Below are 20,295 nucleotides of genomic sequence, written 5' to 3'. Positions count from 1 at the left end.
TGTGACAATAGTCACTTCCAGTAAAATGGATTGGACAGATTCGACATCTGCCCGAATCTGCAAGTTTTTTGACGGTATCCAACCCTAGACGAGGCGGCTTTGCTGCAGCGCCGCGGCGATGAAGGATGCGAACAGCGGATGGGGATCGAACGGCTTGCTCTTCAGTTCCGGATGGAACTGTACGCCGACGAACCAGCTGTGGTCGGGCCGCTCGACGGTTTCCGGCAATTCCCCGTCCGGCGACATGCCCGCGAACATCAGGCCCGTGGCTTCCAGCCGCTCGACATAGCCCTTGTTCACTTCATATCGGTGGCGGTGGCGTTCGCTGATTTCACGATTGCCGTAGATTTCGCTGATTCTCGATCCCTGTTGCAACACGGCGTCATAGGCACCCAGTCGCATGGTGCCGCCCAGATCTCCGCCGGCCTCGCGCTTCTGGAGGCCTTCTTCGCTCATCCATTCGGTGATCAAGCCCACCACGGGTTCCTCGGTTTCGCCGAATTCCGTAGTCGACGCGGACTGGATGCCGGCAAGATTGCGGGCCGCTTCGACGCACGCCATTTGCATGCCGAGACAAATGCCAAAGAACGGAATGTTGTTTTCACGGGCGAATTTTACCGATCCGATCTTGCCCTCGCTGCCGCGCTCGCCAAAGCCCCCGGGCACCAGAATGGCGTGCAGCGGCTCCAGCTTGGCGGCAAGATCTTCTTCATTTTCAAACAGTTCAGCATCAAGCCAGCGAACCTGCACCTTCACCCGATTGGCCAGCCCGCCGTGAAACAGTGCTTCCTGAAGCGACTTGTAGGCGTCCTGCAGACCGACATATTTGCCGACCACGCCAACGATCACTTCGCCTTCCGGGTGCTCGATTCGTTCCATGACATCATGCCAGCGGGACAGATCGGGCTCCGGGGCACCTGTTATGCCAAAGGCGCGCAGAACTTCGGTGTCGAGGCCTTCGTTGTGATATTGCAGCGGCACGTTGTAGATATTGCTCGCATCGAGCGCCGGGATCACCGATTCCTTGCTGACATTGCAGAACTGGGCGATTTTCGCCCGTTCCGTGTCCGGCAGCGGATGCTCGCAGCGACAGAGCAGGATATCCGGCTGGATACCGAGCGAGGTCAGTTCACGGACGCTGTGCTGGGTGGGCTTGGTCTTCAGTTCCCCGGCCGCTGCTATATAGGGCACCAGCGTCACATGAACCGATATCGCGTTGTCCCGGCCAACCTTGTTGCGCAGCTGCCTGATCGCCTCGATGAACGGCAGGCTCTCGATATCGCCCACGGTCCCGCCGATCTCGCACAGGACGAAGTCGATCCCGTCCAGCTTGTCCTGGGCAAATTCCTGAATCGCATCGGTGACGTGCGGGATGACCTGCACGGTCGCGCCGAGATAGTCGCCGCGGCGCTCCTTGGTGATGATTGACTGGTAGATCCGCCCGGAAGTAACATTGTCGGATTGCAGCGATGGCACCCCGGTGAAACGTTCGTAATGACCGAGATCGAGATCGGTTTCGGCCCCGTCGTCGGTGACGTAGACTTCGCCATGCTGATAGGGCGACATCGTGCCCGGATCAACGTTGAGATAGGGGTCAAGTTTCCGGATTCTCACAGAATATCCGCGCGCCTGCAAAAGCGCACCGAGGCTTGCCGCCATCAGACCTTTGCCAAGAGAGGAAACCACACCGCCGGTTATGAAAATATATCGCGCCATGGGAGGAGAGGCTTAAGGCGTAATCCCCGCAAATGGCAATCCCGCGAATCCGGAAAAGTGAAATAAATATTGGTGCGCTTCGGGAATTGGCCGCTCGCGAGACCCTTGCCGTTTCAGCGGATCAGGCCAAAAGGCGACTGGAGTGACAAACCATGTCCCGCCGACGTCGGGAATCGGGCCTATTGGTCGAGCGGGATGGATCCGTCAGAAGCCGCCGCAGGAGCCTGTTCGCCTGCGGGCGCTTCTTCACCGGCTGCGGCCGCAGCAGCGGCCAGCGGATCGTCCCCGACCAGCGGAACATCATTGGCGGGCGCCGAAACCGGGGCGCCGGTATCGCGTTGCAGGCTCTGGTCGATCGATTCGACCTTGCCTTCGGCCGCGGCCATCACGGCCAGGGTAATCGAAAGCGCGACAAACAATACCGCCAGCACCGATGTCGTGCGCGTCAACAGATCGGCCGCGCCGCGCGCGGACATCATGCCGGAAGGCGAGCCGCCAACACCCAGTCCGCCGCCCTCGGATTTCTGCATCAAGATGACCCCGACCAGCATGGCGGCGACAATGGCTTGAAGGACGGTAACGAATAGAAACATGGATTTTCCGAACTGATAAGACGAGCATGCGCTCCGACGTGCAGCGCACATAGCGATTGGCCTGCCCGAGTTCAAGCGCTGAAAACGCGCAGAGAGAACAGGGTATGACCGGTCAGCTGGCGGCAGCCGCCTCGACAATCGGTGCGAATTTCGCCGCAGTCAGGCTGGCACCGCCGACCAGCCCGCCGTCGACATTGGCAATAGCCAGCAATTCCGCCGCGTTGCTGCCGTTCATCGACCCACCATAAAGAATGCGCACGGCGTCACTGCCCTCGCCCATCAGTTCAGCCAGCTTGCGCCGGATTGCAGCGTGCATTTCCTCGACATCAGCGGCTTCGGGAACCCGCCCGGTTCCGATCGCCCAGACCGGTTCATAGGCGATGGTGAGCCAGTCGGCGCTCGCGCCGGAGGGGAAGGAACGGGCCAGCTGCACCGTCACGATTTCAATGGCCTGACCGGCATCGCGCTCCTCCTCGGTTTCGCCCACGCAGATGATGGCACCCATGCCCGCAGCGTGCACCGCCTCCGCCTTCGCCTTGACTTCGGCATCGCCTTCCTGCTGGTCGGCACGCCGTTCGCTGTGACCGAGGATCGAGTAAGTGGCCCCCGCTTCCTTGAGCATCTCGGCCGACAGGCAACCGGTATGGGCGCCGTTCTCGGCAAAATGGCAATCCTGCGCCCCAATGGCGAAGCCGGGATTGGCCTGCGCGGCGGCAGCGATCAGCGTGGCGGGCGGGCAGATGCCGACATCCGCCCGGTCATGATTGGAAGCAATCGCGGCAATCGCCGCTATGTCCGACAGCTGCGCGCGCAGGCCGTTCATTTTCCAGTTGCCGACAATATATTTCCGATTTGCCATGATGCCCTTAGCCTTCTCAATTTTTGCCAATGCCGGTGCGCTAACAAATATCCTTCCGCTTGCCAATTTCCTTCGGCAGGCTTTTGCTTGAACCGCAAAGCCAAGCCGCCTAAAGCAGGCCCAAATCCTACTCCTGCAATGGAACATCTCTTTCATGATCAGTTTTTTCCGCCGCATCTTCTCCTCGAAACTGGGGCTTTTCCTGACCTTCTGTTTCATCGGACTGATCGCCGTCGCCTTTGCCACGGCCGATGTGTCGAGCAGCGGCACATTCGGCGGCGTGACCGGGTCGGGCACCGCCGCCCAGGTTGGTGACAGCAAACTGACCACCGCGGAGCTCAGCCAGTCGGTGAACAATGCGTTTCGCGGCGAACAGCGCGAGAACACCGGTCTGGATCTGAAGACCTATATCAACGGCGGCGGATTCGACGATGTTCTGGAACGGCTGATCAACAGCTTTGCGATCGCCGATTTCGGCAGCAAATATGGCATGGCCGCCGGCAAACGGCTGGTGGACGGCGAAATCGCCAACATCCCGACCTTCCAGGGCGCCGACGGCCAGTTCAGCGAGGAGAATTTTCGGCGCGCGCTGCAGCAGCAGGGGATCAACGAAGCCCAGCTGCGTGATGATTTTACCCGCAACCTGATCGCCGACCAGCTGCTGACGACCGCCGGGTTCGGCGCTGCGGTGCCGCAAAAGCTGGTATTGCCTTATGCCTCCCTGCTGCTGGAATCGCGCGAGGGCCAGATCACCACCGTTCCCTCGGTCGCCTTCATCGATGACAAGAAGCCGGCCAAGGCAGCGCTCGAGGCCTTTTACGCGAAAAATGCCTCCCGCTACACAATTCCGGAACGCCGGACGATTCGCTACGCCTTGTTCGAAAAATCCCGCTTCAACGACAAGATCAAGCCCAGCGAGAAAGACATCGCTGGCTATTACAAGCTCAACCAGGCCCGCTATTCGGCCAGCGAAACCCGTAATCTCAATCAGGTAATCGTGCCCACCGAAGCGGCAGCCAAGACGCTGGCGGCCAAGATCGGCGGCGGCACCTCGCTGGAGCAGGCAGCGACATCGGTCGGCCTGTCCGCCGCCGAAGTGGGATCGATCAGCAAAGCCGACTTCGTCAACGTGGCGTCGCAGGCGGTTGCCAACGCAGCCTTTTCGGCGCCCTCTGGCGGCATTGCCGGACCGGCGCAAAGCGCGCTTGGCTGGCATATCGTCAAGGTCGATGGCATCAAGCAAATCCCCGGCCGGACGCTGGCGCAGGCTCGTCCCGAAATTGTCAGCGAGTTGACACGCGAAAAAATCGAGGAAGCCATGGCCGAACTCACGGTCCGGCTGGAGGACGAATTTGCCGATGGTGCGACGCTGGGCGACATTGCAAAGGCCGAGCAGCTCAAGGTGGAATCAACACCCGCGCTGCTCGCCAATGGGCAGAACCCGAACGACCAGAACTACAAGCCCATCCCCGAAATGGAACGCATCCTGCCAACCGCTTTTGCGATGGACGCGGATTCAGACCCGCAGGTCGTCGAGATCATTCCCGGCCAGCAATATGCGGCAATCGCGGTCAGCGACATTACCGAAGCGGCGCCGCCGCCGCTGAAACAGATCGAGCAGCTGGTGACCCGCGATTACATGCTGGACCAGGGCGCAAAGCAGGCCAAGATCGTGGCTGACAAGATTGCCAAGGCGGTCAGCGGCGGTACGTCCCTGTCCAAGGCCATCGCCGATGCAGGGGTCAAGCTGCCCGGCATCCAGAAGATCAGCTCGACCCGCGCCGATCTCGCCCGGCAAAGCCAGCAGGGCCAGGTACCGCCTCCGCTCAGCCTGATGTTCAGCATGGCGCCCGGTACCGCCAAGTCGCTCGCAGCACCGCGCGACCAGGGTTATTTTGTGGTGGTACTGGACAAGCTGAATCGCGGCGACGCATCCAAGCGAGACGATTTGCTGAAAGCCACGCGCGCGCAATTCAAGCAGGTGTTCGGCAATGAATATACCGCACAGTTCATCGACGCGATGAAGGCGGATGTCGGCGTCAAGCGCAACGAAGATGCCCTTTCGACGCTGAAAAGCCAGCTCCTCGGCGGCAATTGAAGCCTCCATGGCGAGCAGTTTCGGCATCGAAGCGGCGCGCGCGGCACTGGACGGTGGTAAGCCTGCGCTGATCTGGCGGCAACAGGTGGCGGACACCGAAACCCCGGTGTCCGCGGCACTGAAGCTGATGCAGGAAGGCCGGGGCGACTATCTGCTTGAATCGGTTGAAGGGGGCGAGACAAGAGGGCGACACAGCATGATCGGCCTTGCGCCCGATCTCGTGTTTCGTGCGGATGGTGAACAGGCCGCGATAAATCGCTCATGGCTGCAAGACCGTGACGCTTTCTGCCCCGAAACCGGGGACAGCCTTTCTGCCCTGCGGGCGCTGGTCGAGGCCTGCCGCATGGAGGTGCCCGAGGAACTGCCCCGTGCCCTGGCCTGTCTGGTCGGCTATTTCGGCTATGAAACAATCGGGCTGGTAGAAAAACTGCCGCGCGCACCACAATCGGAACTGGCCCTGCCCGACATGCTGTTCGTCCGGCCCACCGTGATTTTGATCTTCGACCGGCTCGCCGATGAACTGTTTCTCGTGGCACCGGTGTGGCCGGAGACCATTGGCGACAGCGATGCCAGGATCGCTTCGGCGGAACAGCGGCTGGACGAGGCCCAGCGGGGCCTGTCGAATCCTGTTCGTCCGGAGACTGACGCGGGACGATTGCCAGGTACGCTGAGCGCGGACGAAATTCAATTCGCGCCTCAAGTGTCGGCAGAGAAATACAGCGAGATGGTGCTGCGCGCCAAGGATTATATCGAGGCCGGTGACATCTTCCAGGTGGTATTGGCGCAGCGCTTTACCACCCCGTTCACGCTGCCGCCGATCGAACTCTACCGGGCGCTGCGCCGGATCAATCCCTCGCCCTTCCTGTTCTTTCTCGACCTTCCCGGCTTTGCGCTGACCGGTTCCAGTCCGGAAATCCTGGTTCGCGCGCGCGACGGTGAAGTGACCATCCGCCCGATCGCCGGCACCCGCCCGCGGGGCAGGAATGCGGCCGAGGACAAGGCCAATCGCGACAGCCTGCTCGACGATCCCAAGGAACGCGCCGAACATCTGATGCTGCTCGATCTTGGTCGCAACGATGTCGGCCGGGTCGCCAGCGCGCACAGCGTCGAGGTCACCGACAGCTATACCGTCGAGTTCTACAGCCATGTCATGCATATCGTGTCCAATGTCGTCGGCCAGCTGGCACCGGGCAAGGATGCGCTCGACGCTCTGTTCGCCGGCTTCCCCGCCGGCACGGTCAGCGGCGCGCCCAAGGTCCGTGCCTGCCAGATCATCGCCGAACTCGAGCCGGAAACCCGGGGCGCCTATGCCGGCGGCGTCGGCTATTTCTCTCCCGATGGCAGCATGGACAGCTGCATCGTGCTGAGGACCGGGATTGTGAAGGACGGCATGCTGCATGTGCAGGCTGGCGCGGGCATCGTGGCCGACAGCGATCCGGACTATGAACTGGCGGAGTGCCGGGCCAAGGCCGGGGCGTTGCTGGCGGCGGCGAAAGAGGCGGTCAAGCGGGCGCGGGATGTGGGATTTGGACAGTAAGTACAAGCCTGTACCAGCACAATGGCGACTTTACTCTAGCATCTTCGGCGCTTCCTTCTGCAGCTTCGCCTTGATCTTGTTGGCGAACATCGCGAGCATCGGTGGCAGGTCAAACAGGGCGTAGACCTCGTCCTCGCGGACATGCATGTCGGCAACGATGCGCTGGCCGATGGCTTCCAGCGTGAAGTGGAGATGGTCTCCTTCCCAGTGATGATCGGTCATGCTTGCTCCCGGAATGATATCGCTCAATCTGTGAATGCCGCTGCCGATCCGGCTCTTGGCTTCCGCCGCGCCAAGTTTGTGCGGGATATTGACGGTAACGGGTTCGCCCATGATAAGTCTCCAGTGAATAGGCCAGGAAAGCCGTTAGCATCGAACCGGTCAAATTGCGCTTCTGGACTTGAAGCGTCCTTCGCCGAGCCCAGGACCAACGGCTGTTCAGGACGCGGCTCCTATCACGGAGTGGTTTAAGGTCAAAGCCTTCGCAGAATCACTTGGCCTGCCATCAATTTCCCACTAGGCAGCTTGGCATGATCCTGGTCATCGACAATTATGACAGCTTCACCTTCAACCTGGTCCATTATCTGATGGAACTGGGCGCCGAGGTGCGGGTGGAGCGCAATGACGCGCTGACAGCCGCCGAGGCGCTGCGCACGGGGGCACAGGCCTTCCTGATTTCGCCCGGTCCGTGTACGCCGAATGAAGCGGGTATCTCGCTCGATCTGGTTGCGGCCTGCGCGGATGCCGGGAAGCCATTGCTTGGCGTGTGCCTCGGTCACCAGAGCATCGGCCAGCATTTCGGCGGCAAGGTCGTGCGCGGGGGGCTGATGCACGGCAAGACATCGCCGGTGACCCATGACAGCAGCGGCGTCTTTGCCGGCCTGCCCTCGCCCTATACCGCGACCCGCTACCATTCGCTGATCGTCGAGGATATTCCGGCCTGCCTGCCCGTCAACGCCACAGCCAGCGACGGATCGGTCATGGGCTTTCGCCATGAAAGCCTGCCAATTCACGGCGTGCAGTTCCACCCGGAAAGCATCGCGACCGAGCATGGCCACGCGCTGCTGGCCAATTTCCTGGCAATTGCGGGGATTGCAGCGAAGGAAGCGGCATGACATTGCCCGATCCAACCGCACCGCTCAGCAGCGAACATGCCGCCGATGCCTTTGCCGCGATCCTCGACGGTACGGTGCCCGACGAGGCGATCGCCCAGTTCCTTGTGGGGCTATCCGAACGGGGAGAGACAGCTATCGAGATCGCAGCGGCAGCGCAGGGCATGCGCGATCGGCTGATCCCGATCGCCGCGCCCGACGGCGCGATCGATGTCTGCGGCACCGGCGGCGACGGCCACCACAGTCTGAATGTTTCGACCGCCGTGTCGCTGGTCGTCGCCGCCTGCGATGTGCCGGTGGCAAAACATGGCAACCGCGCTGCCTCCTCGAAAGCCGGCGCGGCCGACACGCTGGAGGCTCTGGGGCTCAATATGGAGGCGGCGGGACGCTCTGCCGAGCAATCGCTGGCCGAGATCGGAATCTGCTTCCTGTTCGCCGCGAACCACCATCCGGCAATGCGACGCATCCAGCCAATCCGCAAGGCGATCGGCAAGCGGACGATCTTCAACCTGATGGGGCCGCTGGCCAATCCGGCGGGGGTCACCCGCCAACTGATCGGCATCGCGCGACCGGGATATGTGCATGTCTATGCCGACGCGCTGGATAGGCTGGGCACGGAGCGTTCGCTGATCGTGTCGGGTGATGAAGGGCTGGACGAACTGTCGCTGGCTGGTGGCAACGAGGTCGCCGATATCGGCGAGCAAGGCGTGGTCATGCGGCGCTGGGCGGCGTCCGACGCCGGACTGGCGCCGCATCCGGTCGAGGCCATCCGCGGCGGCGATGCCGCATTTAACGCAGCGGCGCTGCGCCGGCTGTTGCTGGGAGAGCGGGGCGCCTATCGCGATGCGGTATTGTTCAACGCCGCCGCCGCTTTGCTGGTGGCCGGTGCCGTCGAGACACTGACCGAAGGCGCCGAGGAGGCTGGCGAAGCTCTGGACAAGGGGCTGGCCAACGCCTTGCTCGATTGCTGGATCGATTTTACCAACGGGGCCGCATGAACAAGCTCGAGGAAATCTGCGCGACGACGCGGGATGATGTGCGGCAACGGAAAGCCGATATCCCGGCGTCGAAGATCAGCGATGACATCGCTCGTCAATCCGCACCGCGCGGCTTTGCCGCCGCGATCCGCGAGAAATCCGCGAACGGATTTGCGCTTATCGCCGAGATCAAGAAGGCCAGCCCGTCCAAGGGCCTGATCCGCGCGGATTTCGATCCCCCGGCCCATGCCCGCGCCTACCAGGCTGGCGGTGCTGCCTGTCTCTCGGTGCTCACCGACAAGCCCTATTTCCAGGGCGACGACGCCTATCTGCTGGCTGCCAGGGCGGCGGTCGAGCTGCCCTGCCTGCGCAAGGATTTCATGGTCGATCCCTGGCAGGTCGCGGAATCGCGGGCGCTGGGCGCGGATGCGATCCTGATCATCATGGCGGTGCTGGACGACAGTCTCGCCGCGGAGATAGAGGCGGAGGCGCTGGCGCTGGGCATGGATGCGCTGGTCGAGGTGCACGACGAGGATGAACTGGAACGGGCGCTGAAACTGCAGTCGCCGCTGCTGGGTATCAACAACCGCGATCTCAAGACGTTCGAGACCAGCCTCGAGCAGACCGAACGGCTGGCGAAACTGGTGCCGGATGACCGGATCATGATATCGGAAAGCGGCATCTTCAGCCACGCCGACTGCCAGCGCCTGGCGCGGTCGGGAGCCCGCACCTTTTTGGTAGGTGAATCGCTGATGCGGCAGGATAATGTGGAGGCGGCGACCCGGCTGCTGCTGACAGGAAGCGCATGAGCAAACTGACCCATATCGACGGCGACGGCGCGGCCCATATGGTCGATGTCGGCGACAAGGCCGACACGGTGCGCGAGGCCCGGGCCGAGGGCCGGATCCGCATGAAATTGGAAACATTGGAAGCTATCAGGACCAATGCGATAAAGAAGGGCGACGTGCTGGCCACGGCCCGGATTGCGGGGATCATGGCGGCGAAGAAGACCAGCGAGCTGATCCCGCTGTGCCACCCGCTGGCGCTGACCAAGGTAGCGGTTGAGTTCGACTTTCTGGACGACGGCATCCTCGCCCGTTCCATGGCCCGCCTTACCGGCAAGACTGGCGTGGAAATGGAAGCGTTGACAGCATGTTCTGTCGCACTCCTCACAATCTATGACATGTCAAAGGCGATCCAGAAGGACATGGTGATCGACAATATTCGCCTGCTCAGCAAGACCGGCGGCAAGTCGGGAGACTGGGTCGCGGGATGAGCGGCCTGCTGCCTCTCGAGCAAGCGCAGCGGCGGCTGATCGCCTTGGCATCCCGCCTGCCCGCAGAGACGCTTTCCGTTCACCACGCGCTTGGCCGCTATCTCGCAGCCGACCTGTTTGCGAAACGCGAACAGCCGGCGGCCGACATGTCGGCGATGGACGGCTATGCCATCCGCTTCGAGGATCGTGACGGCCCGTGGACGCTGGTCGGCGAATGCAGGGCCGGCAGCCCGCCGTGCGCGGCGCTGAAACCGGGGGAAACCGCGCGGATCTTCACCGGTGCGCTGTTGCCCGAAGGCGCGGATACCGTGGTCATGCAGGAAAATGTCGCGGCCGATGGCGCCACCATCCGTCTGACCGAGGAGCCATCGCGGGAGAAAGGGCGCCATGTGCGCCACAAAGGGGGCGATTTCGCGCGCGGCAGCATCGCCCTGCCCGCCGGCAGCCTGCTCAGCCCCGCGGCGCTCGGCGAAGCGGTGATCGCCGGCCATGGTGAACTCGATGTCGGACGACTGCCGCGCGTCGCCGTGGTATCGACCGGCGACGAACTGGTCAAACCGGGCAGCGACACCTTGCCCCACCAGATCCCCGCCAGCAATGACGTCATGCTGTCAGCGATGCTCTCCGGCCTGACCGCCGAAACCCGCAGCCTGAGCCGCATCGCCGATGAGATGGACGTGCTGTGCGCGGCGCTCGACAGCGCCCGCGACTGCGACATCATCGTCACCATCGGCGGCGCGTCGGTCGGCGACCATGACCTGGTCGGGCCGGCCTTCCGCAAGCTGGGCGCCGAAATCGACTTCTACAAGATCGCGATGAAGCCGGGCAAGCCGGTGATGGCCGGAAGGCTCGGCGAGACAGTGATCCTGGCGCTGCCCGGCAACCCCGCCTCCGCCTTTGTCTCCGCCATCCTGTTCCTGCTGCCGCTGGTCCGCTTCATGGCCGGCGCCAAGCGCTATCTGCCGGACTACCAGAGCGCCCCGACCACCGAGGCGCTGTCCGCCAACGGCCCCCGCGCGCAATTTCTGCGCGCCAAGGTCGATCAGGCCGGGATTACGCCTTTCCTCAGCCAGGACAGCGCCAAGCTTTCGGTGCTGGCGGCGTCCAACGCCCTGCTCTGCCGACCAGCCGATGCCGAGGCGGCTGAGACGGGTGCGATGGTGGACTTTATCGCGATCTAGTCGTCACTGTGGAAATTTGTCACTTATTATCAATAGCTAGCAGCAGGTTCTTCGGATTTCTTGCAAGGACAGGCGACCTCTATCGCTTGCGTTGAAACGCGCACCTGCACCGGCGTCGTGGCCAGCACTTCGCCGTCGATGGAAATTTTGAGCTTCGGTCTGGTTTCCAGAAGAAAGGAGGTGCCGGTAAATTCGCGGGCGTTGGCGTTCCTGTCTCTCAGCTTGAGCGCCTTGGCATACCAGTCCCACGCCAGCTTCCACTTGCTCTTGCCGACCACCGCCTGAATCAGGATCTGGCCGCTGTCGACCTTTGCATTGTCCGACAGTTCCAGGCCGCCATGATAGGGGCCGTTGAGGACCCGCACCTCGGTGGACCACAAGATATGCTTGTCGGCGCCATCGTCGAGGATCAGCTTGAAGGGCCGGAAGGCGGCGAGGCATTTGATCGCCCAGAACAGATAGCCAAAACGCCCGAGATAGCGTTTCAGCTTGGCCGGCACGGTTTCCCCGATGATCGGCGAAAGCCCGAGCGAGGCGGCGTTGACGAAATAATCCTCATCGATCATGCCGAGATCGATCCGCTTGCGCTCGCCTTGGGCGATGACGTCTATCGCGCCGTCCAGATCGAGCGGCAAGCCCAGCGTCCGGGCCGAGCTGTTGGCGGTGCCCAGCGGCAAGATGGCAAAGACGCAATCGGTACCGACAAATTCGTCGACCACGCCGGACAGCGAACCGTCACCACCGCCGACGATGACCATCGGCGCGCCCTCCTGAATGGCCTGCCGGACGATCGCGCGGATATCGCCGGGATTGGTGACATCCACGGCGTCGATCAGGTTGACACCCGCTTCCGTCAGCTTGGCTTTCGCTTCTTCGAACAGGTCGCCTCCCCTTCGGGATCCGGCGTTGACGACAAGAACGGCATCCCGAGGGAGAGATTTGTTTTTCATGGAGGGACTACGCGGCAGAGGTTGTTTGGATGCACGATGAAACTTCTTTGCCGCTGGGCCGTTGACCCTTCATGGCCCGGATCGCACATTTGTCTGACATTCATTTTGGCGCCAATGATCCGGCCATCGTTGCGGCAACGATCGACTGGCTCAAGGAAAAGCAGCCGGATATTGTCATCATCAGCGGTGACCTGACCCAGCGCGCGCGCGAAGCCCAGTTCCGGGACGCGGCCGATTACCTGGCGGCGCTGCGCAACAACGGGCACCGGTTGCTGGTCGTTCCGGGCAATCATGACGTGCCCCTCTATGACGTGATCCGGCGGTTTGCCTCCCCGCTTGGCCGCTACAAGCGCCATATTGGACAGGATCTGTGCCCCTGGATGGAAACCGACGAGGTCGCGATATTGGGCATCAACACCGCCCGCTCGCTGACGATCAAGGACGGCCGCATCAACACCGACCAGATGCAGCTCATTCGCCAGCGGTTCGGCGGTGTCGCCGCCAGCAAGACCCGGATCCTGGTGACCCACCACCCCCTGTTCGAACTGCCGATCGGCCAGGGCAACGAGCTCAGCGAGGCGGTGGGGCGGCACCAGGATGCACTGAAGGCGATCAACGATGCCGGCATCCACCTGACGCTTGCCGGCCATTTCCACCGCACCTATGCCGAGGCCGCCCGCAAGATGCTCGCCGAGGCCGGACCGACGCTGGTCATCCAGGCGGGAACCGCGACATCGACGCGGCTGCGCAACCAGGAACCCCAGAGCTTCAACTGGCTCCATGTCGAACGGGGCAACCGCATGGAATTGCAGGTGATCGTCTGGAATGGTGAAACATTCGAGCGCGCCAGCCATGTCGGCTTCTCGCTCGAGGGGGAAGAATGGCATTCCCAGCCGCTGTCCGAGCAGGACATGGACGCAGGCGATTTTATCGCGGCGGGCGCGTAGCGGGCGGCCGGAATCAGGGCACCGCGGGCGGGACGAGGTCCAACTGACCGGCCAGCCAATTGGAACAAAAACGGTGCTCGTGGATTATAACCAGAGACAGTGATCCAGGCGCCGCGCACGGCAACGGGCGATCGGCTGGAGTGTTAAATCAGTAGGAGATTATCATGTATGGATTGGCGTTTACCCTTGCAATTGTCGCTTTGATTGCTGCCATTCTCGGATTTGGCGGACTGGCAGGAGGTCTCGCCAATGTAGCGCTGGTCATCTTCGTGCTGGCACTGATCGGGACGGTCGTGTTTTTTGTCCTGGGCTGGAAGGCCGCCAAAAAAATCGTTGGGTGAACCTAGCTGTCGGGTGGCCGTCTGGCGAAGAGCAGAGCCGCAGGAAGACCGCGATGAGTTGCGGAACGGCAGCTTTTGGTTTTCCTGCGAGGAGGCCTAATGGCTTTAACTGGGTGGAGAGCGGTCATTAGCTAACTCTGGCCACTTATAATCCCAAGCCTTTCCAAACCCATCCGATAGAAATCGCCAAAGCAAATAACGCGATGACCAAGCCAAACATGGCAAAGGCCTTCATCAGCGCGATTGCCAGCCCAAATGCTCGGGGGTTCGCTTCCGCTGTGATGGTGAGGCCTAACCCGTTCGAAAACCAACCCTGCATTTGCCAATGTTGCTGAACACGCCAACAATGCAGGGCATAAAATAATACCAATGCAGCACCAAAGGAAGACATAGCTGACCAAACCCAACTCACCGTGTATCTAACTCCCGCAAGGTTTGATAAGCATATACGTAATTCAAATATATGGCCAGCAGGTCAACGTCTGCAAATGGGTCGTGTGCCGAACGGCAGCTTTTCAAGGGAAAACTGGAATAGCCGCCATCGAGCGCGCGACTCCATCTGTCCCTTCCCCCCCGCCTTTCTGCCAGGAGGATGTTCACTTCCCGCTTGACTTCCCCCCTTTTGTTTCATAATTGTTCCTTATTCGTTCCCAGAACAGGACAGTGGACATGCTCACGCAAAAGCAACATGAATTGCTCTGCTTCATCGACGACCGGCTCAAGGACAGCGGCGTTTCCCCCTCGTTCGAGGAGATGAAAGAGGCGCTGGGCCTGAAGTCCAAGTCGGGCATCCACCGGCTGATCAGCGCTCTCGAGGAGCGGCACTTCATCCGCCGCCTGCCCAACCGGGCCCGCGCGCTGGAAGTGCTCAAGCTGCCGGAAGGCGGCGTGCAGGAGGTGGCGCCGTCCAATGTCGTGTCGCTGCATCCCGAAACACCGGTGCGCGAGGTGATGTCCAACCCGGCTCCGGCGGCCAATAATGATGTGCTGGAAATTCCGCTGCACGGCCGGATCGCTGCCGGCGCGCCGATCGAGGCGCTGGAGGGCCAGTCGGCGCTCAGCGTGCCCGCCGCGCTGCTCGGCCCCGGCGAACATTATGCGTTGGAAGTATCCGGCGACTCGATGATCGAGGCCGGTATTCTCGACGGGGACTATGCGCTGATCCAGAAGACCGAAGTGGCGCGCAACGGCGAGATTGTCGTGGCGCTGATCCACGACGAGGAAGCGACGCTGAAATATCTGCGCAAGGAAAATGGCCAGATCCGCCTTGACCCGGCCAATGCCGCTTATGCGCCGCAGGTCTATGGCGAGGGCGAGGTTCGCATCCAGGGCAAGATGGCCGGGCTGCTCCGCCGCTACTAAAGCCGGTTTCCGTCGAGGGGATTCGACGTCATCAACGCAGATGAACCCCTCCCTTTGAAAAGAGGGGCTGGGATGTTTCGCGGGTCCTGAGCCTGTTTCCTCCTTCTCTTGCGAGGGAGAAGGTTACAGAGCCTTGTCGCTTCAGCGATTAGGCGGCGTTGGATGAGTTCGTTCCACAATCCGAAGCGCAGAACACCCTCATCCAGCTGCGCCTAGCGAACAAGTTCGCAAGTCTCCGCATCCTTCTCCCTCACGGGAGAAGAAACTGGCAGGCTCACCCCTAACGGCAATATTCACCGCAAGGGCCGCTGGCATATTCTCTCCGGCACGGGAGCGCCGGCAGAATTGCCCTGGCATGGAGTGGTTAGTAGCCGCGGTCGTCGCCGGCGCGATAGCGGGTCCATTGATGGTCGCCGGTCCAGCCGCGCGCCGTCTCAATATGCCGATTTTCCAGATCGATGGTGATGCCGCCCACCTGTGACAGCAGGTTGCGGTCGATCGTCAGCCAGCGCGGCTGGCAGGCGCTTGGTAGCCATCTTTCGCTGACCACGATATCGGCGCGGCGGCAGGCTGCGGACAGCGCCAGTACCGGGATATGGTGGCGGCTGCGGGTCGCCAATATCCGCCATTCGCGCGCGCCCTGCCGGAGCCTGACCAGGCAGGAATCGGGATTGCAGTCGGCGTTTGGCCAGTCTTCCAGCGGCTGCGCGTCGCTCGCCACCCCGGCATTTTCGAGGATCATCGCGCGGATGAAATCGCCGCTGCGGGTGCGCAGCATCGCCAGTTCTCCGCGCTCGCTGCGGATCCCGACATGGCGGCCATCGCCGGTGACATAGATGTCCGGCGCGCGGGTGGTGGCGATCATCAGGCCGCCGGCCAGCGCGGGGGCGAGCCCCCAGTAACGCCACCGCTCGCGCCACAGGCAGAGCCACAGGCCGCCGAGCAGCAGCAGGCCGAAGGCCGGCACCGGCATCGTCGGCAGCATCGTCACCGCGCCCGGCCGGCTCGCGACGAAATGCGCCAGCCCGATCAGCCCGGCCAGCGCCCGCTCGCACAGCCACCAGGCCGGCGCGCCGAGGCCGATGCTGTCGAGCAGCAGGGCGACCGCCTCGAGCGGCATGATCACGAAGGTGGTCAGCGGGATGGCAATGATATTGGCCAGCGCACCGTAGAGCCCGGCCTTGTGGAAATGGTAGAGCGCGATCGGCATCAGCGCGATCTCCACCACCAGGCCGGTCAGGAACAGCGACAGGACGAACCGCCCGGCGCGCTGCAGCGGATGTTCCTCGCGCAGCCGGAACAGCGCCTTGATGCGGGGATGGTCGTGCAGCGCGATGATCGCGGTGACCGCGGCAAAGCTGAGCTGGAAGCTCGGCCCGACCAGCGCCTCCGGCCAGAAGACCAGCACGAACAGCGCGCCCGCAGCGACCATCCTGAGGGTGATCGCACTGCGTCCCATGATCAGCGCCACCAGCACCAGCAGCGCCGCGACGCAGGCCCGGATCGTCGGCACCTCGGCCCCGGTCAGCAGCGTATAGCCGACCGCCGCCAGCGCCGCGCAGGCCGCCGCCACGACCGGCAGCCGGAAGCGCAGGGCTAGCGTCTGCGAAAGCGCCAGCAGCCTCAGCACCAGCAGATAGACCGCACCGACCACCGCGGTCACGTGCAGGCCGCTGATTGAGAGCAGGTGCGCCAGGCCGCTGCGCCGCATCGCCTCGGCATCCGCTTCCGCGATCGCGCCGCGGTCACCGGTGGCCAGGGTCGCGCCGATCGCCCCGGCGGCACCCGCCATTTGCGACTGGACGTGCGATGACAGGCGCTGGCGGTAGCGGGTTATGGCGAAGCGGGGGTCGGCGGGCCGCAGGATGGTGACCGGGCCAAGCGCCTGCCCGGTCGCGCCGAGCCCCTCGAACCAGGCGCGTTCGGAAAAGTCATAGGCTCCCGGCAGCGCCGGCATCGCCGGCGGCATCAGCCGCGCGCGCAGCTGGATCAGGGCGCCCTGCTGCAATGCCGGACCCGCATTCTCGAGCGGGACATTGACCCGGACCCGCGGCGGCAGTTCGGGATGGTCGCCGGTGCGCAGGGTCAGGCGGACCATGTCGCGCGCCAGCACCGGCTCGGTCCGCTCGATTTCGGCGTTGAATATGGTCACGAGCGGTCGTTCGAGCACCGGCGCGGCGACGCTCGACGAGCGATACCAGACCAGCGCGCAGCCGGCTGCGGCCAGCAGCGCAAGCCAGAAAAGCGCCTGGCCGGCGCGCAGGTGCCGGCCCTTGCCGACGGCCAGCAGGCAGATCGCACCGCACAGGCTTAGGAAGGCGAGCCACCAGGCGGGATTGGCGAGCGCGAACCAGACGGCGATGCCGCAGCCGAGCGCCACCGGCACCCACAAGGGCAACTGGTCGCGCTCGCGCTCCAGCACCGACTCCAGCATTTGCAGGGCCTGTTTATCTTGCCAGTAATCTGGCAATTGTCGCCAGTGAAACGGCATGCTAAGGGCGACAGCAATCGGTCCGGAACCGGTGCCTCTGGCGCTCTTCGGGCTCTCTCTATCCCGCATCCGAAAAACCTATCACAGGGACAAAGCCAGCGTGAATTCAAAAACCGACGATCAGCCGAAACAGACAAACGCAGTGGTCACCCGCTTTGCGCCATCGCCGACGGGTTTCCTGCATATCGGCGGGGCCCGGACGGCGATGTTCAACTGGCTGTTCGCCCGCCATCACGGCGGCAAGGCGCTGCTCCGGATTGAGGATACCGACAAGGCGCGCTCGACCCAGGAAGCGATCGACGCGATCCTGGAGGGGCTCGAATGGCTCGGCCTCGACTGGGACGACGAGCCGGTGTTCCAGTCGGCGCGCGCCGACCGCCATGCCGAAGTCGCGCACGAGCTGCTGGCGGCGGGCAATGCCTATAAATGTTTCGCGTCGCCGGAAGAGCTGACCGCGATGCGCGAGCAGCAGCGGGCCGAGAAGAAGCCGATGCGCTATGACGGCCGCTGGCGCGACCGCGACCCGTCGGAAGCGCCGGAAGGCGCGCCTTACGCGATCCGCCTGAAGACCGAGACCGCGGGCAAGGTCACGATCGCCGATGCCGTGCAGGGCGAGGTTTCGGTGCAGAACAGCGAGATCGACGATTTCATCCTGCTGCGCTCCGACGGTTCGCCGACCTATATGCTGGCGGTGGTGGTCGACGACCATGACATGGGCGTGACCCATCTGATCCGCGGCGATGACCATCTCAACAACGCCTTCCGGCAGCTGGCGCTGATCAGGGCGATGGGCTGGCCGGAACCGGTCTATGCCCATATCCCGCTGATCCACGGCAATGACGGCGCCAAATTGTCGAAGCGCCACGGCGCACTGGGGGTCGAGGCCTATCGCGACATGGGAATATTGCCCGACGCGATGTTCAACTATCTGCTGCGGCTCGGCTGGGGTCACGGCGACGACGAGATCATTCCCCGGGAGCAGGCGATCGAATGGTTTGCGCTGGCGGGGGTCGGCAAGTCGCCGTCGCGGTTCGATACCAAGAAGCTGCAGAATCTGAACGGCCACTATATGCGCGACGCACAGGATGAGGCGCTGGTCGGCCTAGCGACGCCCTGGATCGAGAAAGATCTGGGCCGCGCGCTGTCGGATGCGGAGAGGGTTTTGCTGGGCCAGGCGATGCCGGTTTTGAAAAGCCGGGCGAAAAACCTGATCGAATTGGCCGAATCCAGTCTATTTCTCTTTAAAAATCGCCCACTTGGCCTCGACGAACGGGCAGAAAACCTGCTAGACGCTGACGCACGGACGCTGCTTAAATCGATTCACCATGCCCTGAACGATCTGGATGACTGGACGCTCGAGGCAACGGAAGAAGCCATAAAAGCGATCGCGGAGTCTGCCGAATTGGGGTTGGGAAAGCTCGCACAACCTATGCGCGCGGCACTGACGGGAAGCACCAGTTCACCCGGAATTTTTGACGTTCTGATACTCCTCGGCAAGGAAGAGTCTCTCGGACGTCTTGCAGATCAAACAGCAAATACCTGACTATCAGGAGAAGAAAGGACAAAATCGTGGGCGAAAACGCAAAATTCAGCATCAATGGGGAAAATTACGAATATCCGGTTCTGACCGGCACGGAAGGCCCCGATGTCGTCGATATCCGCAAATTATATGGCCAGACCGGTGCCTTCACCTATGATCCCGGCTTCACCTCGACCGCGAGCTGCGAGTCCGAACTGACCTTCATCGATGGCGGCGAAGGCGTGCTGCTGCACCGCGGCTATCCGATCGAGCAGCTGGCCGAACACAGCAGCTTCATGGAAGTCGCCCATCTGCTGCTGCGCGGCGAACTGCCGTCGGCGGCGGAATTCGAGGATTTCAACAACACCATCACCCGCCATACCATGGTGCACGAACAGCTGCGCGGCTTCTACCAGGGTTTCCGCCGCGATGCGCACCCGATGGCGATCATGTGCGGCGTGGTCGGCGCGCTTTCCGCATTCTACCATGACAGCACCGACATCAACGATCCCGCCCAGCGGATGATCGCCAGCCACCGGCTGGTCGCCAAGATGCCGACGATTGCCGCCATGGCCTATAAATATTCGATTGGTCAGCCATTCGTCTATCCGGACAACGAACTGTCCTATACCGGCAACTTCCTGCGCATGACCTTCGGTGTTCCGGCCGAGGAATATGTCGTCAACCCGGCGATTGAAAAGGCGATGGACCGGATATTCATCCTCCACGCCGATCACGAACAGAACGCGTCGACCTCGACCGTCCGCCTCGCCGGTTCGTCGGGTGCCAATCCCTTTGCCTGCATCGCGGCCGGCATTGCCTGCCTCTGGGGTCCCGCGCATGGCGGTGCCAACGAAGCGGCGCTCAACATGCTGCACGAAATCGGCCATCCCGACCGGATCCCGGAATATATCAAGCGCGCCAAGGACAAGGACGATCCGTTCCGCCTGATGGGCTTCGGCCACCGCGTCTACAAGAATTACGACCCGCGCGCTTCGGTGATGCAGGAAACCGTCCGCGAAGTGTTCGACACGCTGAAGGTCAAGGATCCGGTCTTCGAGGTCGCGCTGCAGCTCGAGGAAATGGCGCTCAACGATCCCTATTTCATCGACAAGAAGCTGTTCCCGAACGTCGACTTCTATTCCGGCATCATCCTGTCGGCGATCGGGTTCCCGACGTCGATGTTCACCGTGCTGTTCGCCCTCGCCCGCACCGTGGGCTGGGTTGCGCAGTGGAACGAGATGATTTCCGATCCGGGCCAGCGCATCGGCCGCCCGCGGCAGCTCTACACCGGTCCGACCAAGCGCGACTATGTGGCAATCGACAAGCGCTAGGC

19 protein-coding genes are annotated in these 20,295 nt (G+C 62.6%); 12 read left to right on the top strand and 7 right to left on the bottom strand.

All coding sequences use genetic code 11. The features are described 5' to 3' along the window. Nucleotides 1-84: 84 nt before the first annotated feature. From V7650_RS03395 to tpiA, 3 genes are all read right to left on the bottom strand, one after another. Nucleotides 85-1,716, bottom strand: a complete 1,632-nt coding sequence (locus V7650_RS03395) for a CTP synthase (RefSeq protein ID WP_335654827.1) — start codon at nt 1,714-1,716, stop codon at nt 85-87. Nucleotides 1,717-1,895: 179 nt separating this feature from the next. Then, nucleotides 1,896-2,309 (bottom strand): preprotein translocase subunit SecG, encoded by a 414-nt coding sequence (gene secG / locus V7650_RS03390; protein ID WP_335654826.1) that lies wholly within the window; start codon nt 2,307-2,309, stop codon nt 1,896-1,898. Nucleotides 2,310-2,421: 112 nt separating this feature from the next. Further along, nucleotides 2,422-3,168 (bottom strand): triose-phosphate isomerase, encoded by a 747-nt coding sequence (tpiA, locus tag V7650_RS03385; RefSeq protein ID WP_335654825.1) that lies wholly within the window; start codon nt 3,166-3,168, stop codon nt 2,422-2,424. Between the two features lie 154 nt (nt 3,169-3,322). Between tpiA and V7650_RS03380 the strand changes: the two genes are divergently transcribed. Continuing rightward, nucleotides 3,323-5,266 (top strand): peptidylprolyl isomerase, encoded by a 1,944-nt coding sequence (locus tag V7650_RS03380; protein ID WP_335654824.1) that lies wholly within the window; start codon nt 3,323-3,325, stop codon nt 5,264-5,266. A 7-nt stretch (nt 5,267-5,273) separates the two neighbouring features. Beyond that, entirely contained in the window at nt 5,274-6,803 is a 1,530-nt protein-coding gene (trpE, locus tag V7650_RS03375; protein WP_335654823.1) for an anthranilate synthase component I, read from the top strand. A gap of 30 nt (nt 6,804-6,833) precedes the next feature. Here trpE and V7650_RS03370 read toward each other — a convergent pair whose 3' ends face one another. Next, nucleotides 6,834-7,136 carry a polyhydroxyalkanoic acid system family protein gene (locus tag V7650_RS03370; RefSeq protein ID WP_335654822.1) on the bottom strand — a complete coding sequence of 101 codons (303 nt, stop codon included), beginning with the start codon at nt 7,134-7,136 and terminating at the stop codon, nt 6,834-6,836. 197 nt (nt 7,137-7,333) lie between these two features. Between V7650_RS03370 and V7650_RS03365 the strand changes: the two genes are divergently transcribed. From V7650_RS03365 to V7650_RS03345, 5 genes are read left to right on the top strand one after another with little or no spacing between them, the layout of a single operon-like run. Next, nucleotides 7,334-7,918 carry an anthranilate synthase component II gene (locus tag V7650_RS03365; RefSeq protein WP_335654821.1) on the top strand — a complete coding sequence of 195 codons (585 nt, stop codon included), beginning with the start codon at nt 7,334-7,336 and terminating at the stop codon, nt 7,916-7,918. Continuing rightward, nucleotides 7,915-8,913 (top strand): anthranilate phosphoribosyltransferase, encoded by a 999-nt coding sequence (gene trpD, locus V7650_RS03360; protein WP_335654820.1) that lies wholly within the window; start codon nt 7,915-7,917, stop codon nt 8,911-8,913. Before V7650_RS03365 ends, trpD begins: the two co-directional genes overlap by 4 nt. Next, nucleotides 8,910-9,701, top strand: a complete 792-nt coding sequence (gene trpC, locus V7650_RS03355; RefSeq protein WP_335654819.1) for an indole-3-glycerol phosphate synthase TrpC — start codon at nt 8,910-8,912, stop codon at nt 9,699-9,701. The genes trpD and trpC overlap by 4 nt, the downstream gene beginning before the upstream one ends. Beyond that, on the top strand, nt 9,698-10,168 hold the full coding sequence (gene moaC, locus V7650_RS03350) for a cyclic pyranopterin monophosphate synthase MoaC (RefSeq protein WP_335654818.1): 471 nt from the start codon (nt 9,698-9,700) through the stop codon (nt 10,166-10,168). Before trpC ends, moaC begins: the two co-directional genes overlap by 4 nt. Next, complete coding sequence (locus tag V7650_RS03345; protein ID WP_335654817.1) at nt 10,165-11,349, top strand: molybdopterin molybdotransferase MoeA; 1,185 nt, start codon at nt 10,165-10,167, stop codon at nt 11,347-11,349. Before moaC ends, V7650_RS03345 begins: the two co-directional genes overlap by 4 nt. Nucleotides 11,350-11,378: 29 nt before the next feature. On the opposite strand, the gene V7650_RS03340 is transcribed toward V7650_RS03345, so the two are convergent. Beyond that, entirely contained in the window at nt 11,379-12,299 is a 921-nt protein-coding gene (locus V7650_RS03340; RefSeq protein ID WP_335654816.1) for a diacylglycerol/lipid kinase family protein, read from the bottom strand. A 71-nt stretch (nt 12,300-12,370) separates the two neighbouring features. Here V7650_RS03340 and V7650_RS03335 point away from each other — a divergent pair, with 71 nt between their 5' ends. Continuing rightward, a complete protein-coding gene (locus tag V7650_RS03335) occupies nt 12,371-13,246 on the top strand; it encodes a metallophosphoesterase family protein (RefSeq protein WP_335654815.1) in 876 nt (291 codons plus the stop codon). Between the two features lie 164 nt (nt 13,247-13,410). After that, nucleotides 13,411-13,587, top strand: coding sequence for a DUF1328 family protein (locus V7650_RS03330; RefSeq protein WP_335654814.1), 177 nt, complete (start codon nt 13,411-13,413; stop codon nt 13,585-13,587). A 145-nt stretch (nt 13,588-13,732) separates the two neighbouring features. Here V7650_RS03330 and V7650_RS03325 read toward each other — a convergent pair whose 3' ends face one another. Continuing rightward, nucleotides 13,733-13,999 carry a hypothetical protein gene (locus V7650_RS03325; RefSeq protein WP_335654813.1) on the bottom strand — a complete coding sequence of 89 codons (267 nt, stop codon included), beginning with the start codon at nt 13,997-13,999 and terminating at the stop codon, nt 13,733-13,735. A 257-nt stretch (nt 14,000-14,256) separates the two neighbouring features. Between V7650_RS03325 and lexA the strand changes: the two genes are divergently transcribed. Continuing rightward, nucleotides 14,257-14,949 carry a transcriptional repressor LexA gene (gene lexA, locus V7650_RS03320; protein ID WP_335654812.1) on the top strand — a complete coding sequence of 231 codons (693 nt, stop codon included), beginning with the start codon at nt 14,257-14,259 and terminating at the stop codon, nt 14,947-14,949. A 364-nt stretch (nt 14,950-15,313) separates the two neighbouring features. On the opposite strand, the gene V7650_RS03315 is transcribed toward lexA, so the two are convergent. After that, the gene (locus V7650_RS03315) at nt 15,314-17,383 is read right to left on the bottom strand and encodes a ComEC/Rec2 family competence protein (RefSeq protein ID WP_335654811.1); all 2,070 of its coding nucleotides are present in this window, start codon (nt 17,381-17,383) and stop codon (nt 15,314-15,316) included. Nucleotides 17,384-17,540: 157 nt separating this feature from the next. On the opposite strand from V7650_RS03315, the gene gltX reads away from it, so the two are divergent. Beyond that, nucleotides 17,541-18,983 (top strand): glutamate--tRNA ligase, encoded by a 1,443-nt coding sequence (gltX, locus tag V7650_RS03310; protein ID WP_335654810.1) that lies wholly within the window; start codon nt 17,541-17,543, stop codon nt 18,981-18,983. A gap of 26 nt (nt 18,984-19,009) precedes the next feature. Next, on the top strand, nt 19,010-20,293 hold the full coding sequence (locus V7650_RS03305; RefSeq protein WP_335654809.1) for a citrate synthase: 1,284 nt from the start codon (nt 19,010-19,012) through the stop codon (nt 20,291-20,293). The last annotated feature ends 2 nt before the right edge of the window (nt 20,294-20,295 follow it).

Source organism: Parasphingorhabdus sp., assembly GCF_036964565.1.
GTDB lineage: Bacteria > Pseudomonadota > Alphaproteobacteria > Sphingomonadales > Sphingomonadaceae > Parasphingorhabdus.
This window is presented reverse-complemented; position numbering and strand designations above follow the sequence as displayed.

Bases quoted from the DNA above. Each gene is read 5' to 3' on its own strand.
- V7650_RS03395 (WP_335654827.1), bottom strand. From the start codon at position 1,716: ATGGCGCGATATATTTTCATAACCGGCGGTGTGGTTTCCTCTCTTGGC.
- secG (WP_335654826.1), bottom strand. From the start codon at position 2,309: ATGTTTCTATTCGTTACCGTCCTTCAAGCCATTGTCGCCGCCATGCTG.
- tpiA (WP_335654825.1), bottom strand. From the start codon at position 3,168: ATGGCAAATCGGAAATATATTGTCGGCAACTGGAAAATGAACGGCCTG.
- V7650_RS03380 (WP_335654824.1), top strand. From the start codon at position 3,323: ATGATCAGTTTTTTCCGCCGCATCTTCTCCTCGAAACTGGGGCTTTTC.
- trpE (WP_335654823.1), top strand. From the start codon at position 5,274: ATGGCGAGCAGTTTCGGCATCGAAGCGGCGCGCGCGGCACTGGACGGT.
- V7650_RS03370 (WP_335654822.1), bottom strand. From the start codon at position 7,136: ATGGGCGAACCCGTTACCGTCAATATCCCGCACAAACTTGGCGCGGCG.
- V7650_RS03365 (WP_335654821.1), top strand. From the start codon at position 7,334: ATGATCCTGGTCATCGACAATTATGACAGCTTCACCTTCAACCTGGTC.
- trpD (WP_335654820.1), top strand. From the start codon at position 7,915: ATGACATTGCCCGATCCAACCGCACCGCTCAGCAGCGAACATGCCGCC.
- trpC (WP_335654819.1), top strand. From the start codon at position 8,910: ATGAACAAGCTCGAGGAAATCTGCGCGACGACGCGGGATGATGTGCGG.
- moaC (WP_335654818.1), top strand. From the start codon at position 9,698: ATGAGCAAACTGACCCATATCGACGGCGACGGCGCGGCCCATATGGTC.
- V7650_RS03345 (WP_335654817.1), top strand. From the start codon at position 10,165: ATGAGCGGCCTGCTGCCTCTCGAGCAAGCGCAGCGGCGGCTGATCGCC.
- V7650_RS03340 (WP_335654816.1), bottom strand. From the start codon at position 12,299: ATGAAAAACAAATCTCTCCCTCGGGATGCCGTTCTTGTCGTCAACGCC.
- V7650_RS03335 (WP_335654815.1), top strand. From the start codon at position 12,371: ATGGCCCGGATCGCACATTTGTCTGACATTCATTTTGGCGCCAATGAT.
- V7650_RS03330 (WP_335654814.1), top strand. From the start codon at position 13,411: ATGTATGGATTGGCGTTTACCCTTGCAATTGTCGCTTTGATTGCTGCC.
- lexA (WP_335654812.1), top strand. From the start codon at position 14,257: ATGCTCACGCAAAAGCAACATGAATTGCTCTGCTTCATCGACGACCGG.
- V7650_RS03315 (WP_335654811.1), bottom strand. From the start codon at position 17,383: ATGCTGGAGTCGGTGCTGGAGCGCGAGCGCGACCAGTTGCCCTTGTGG.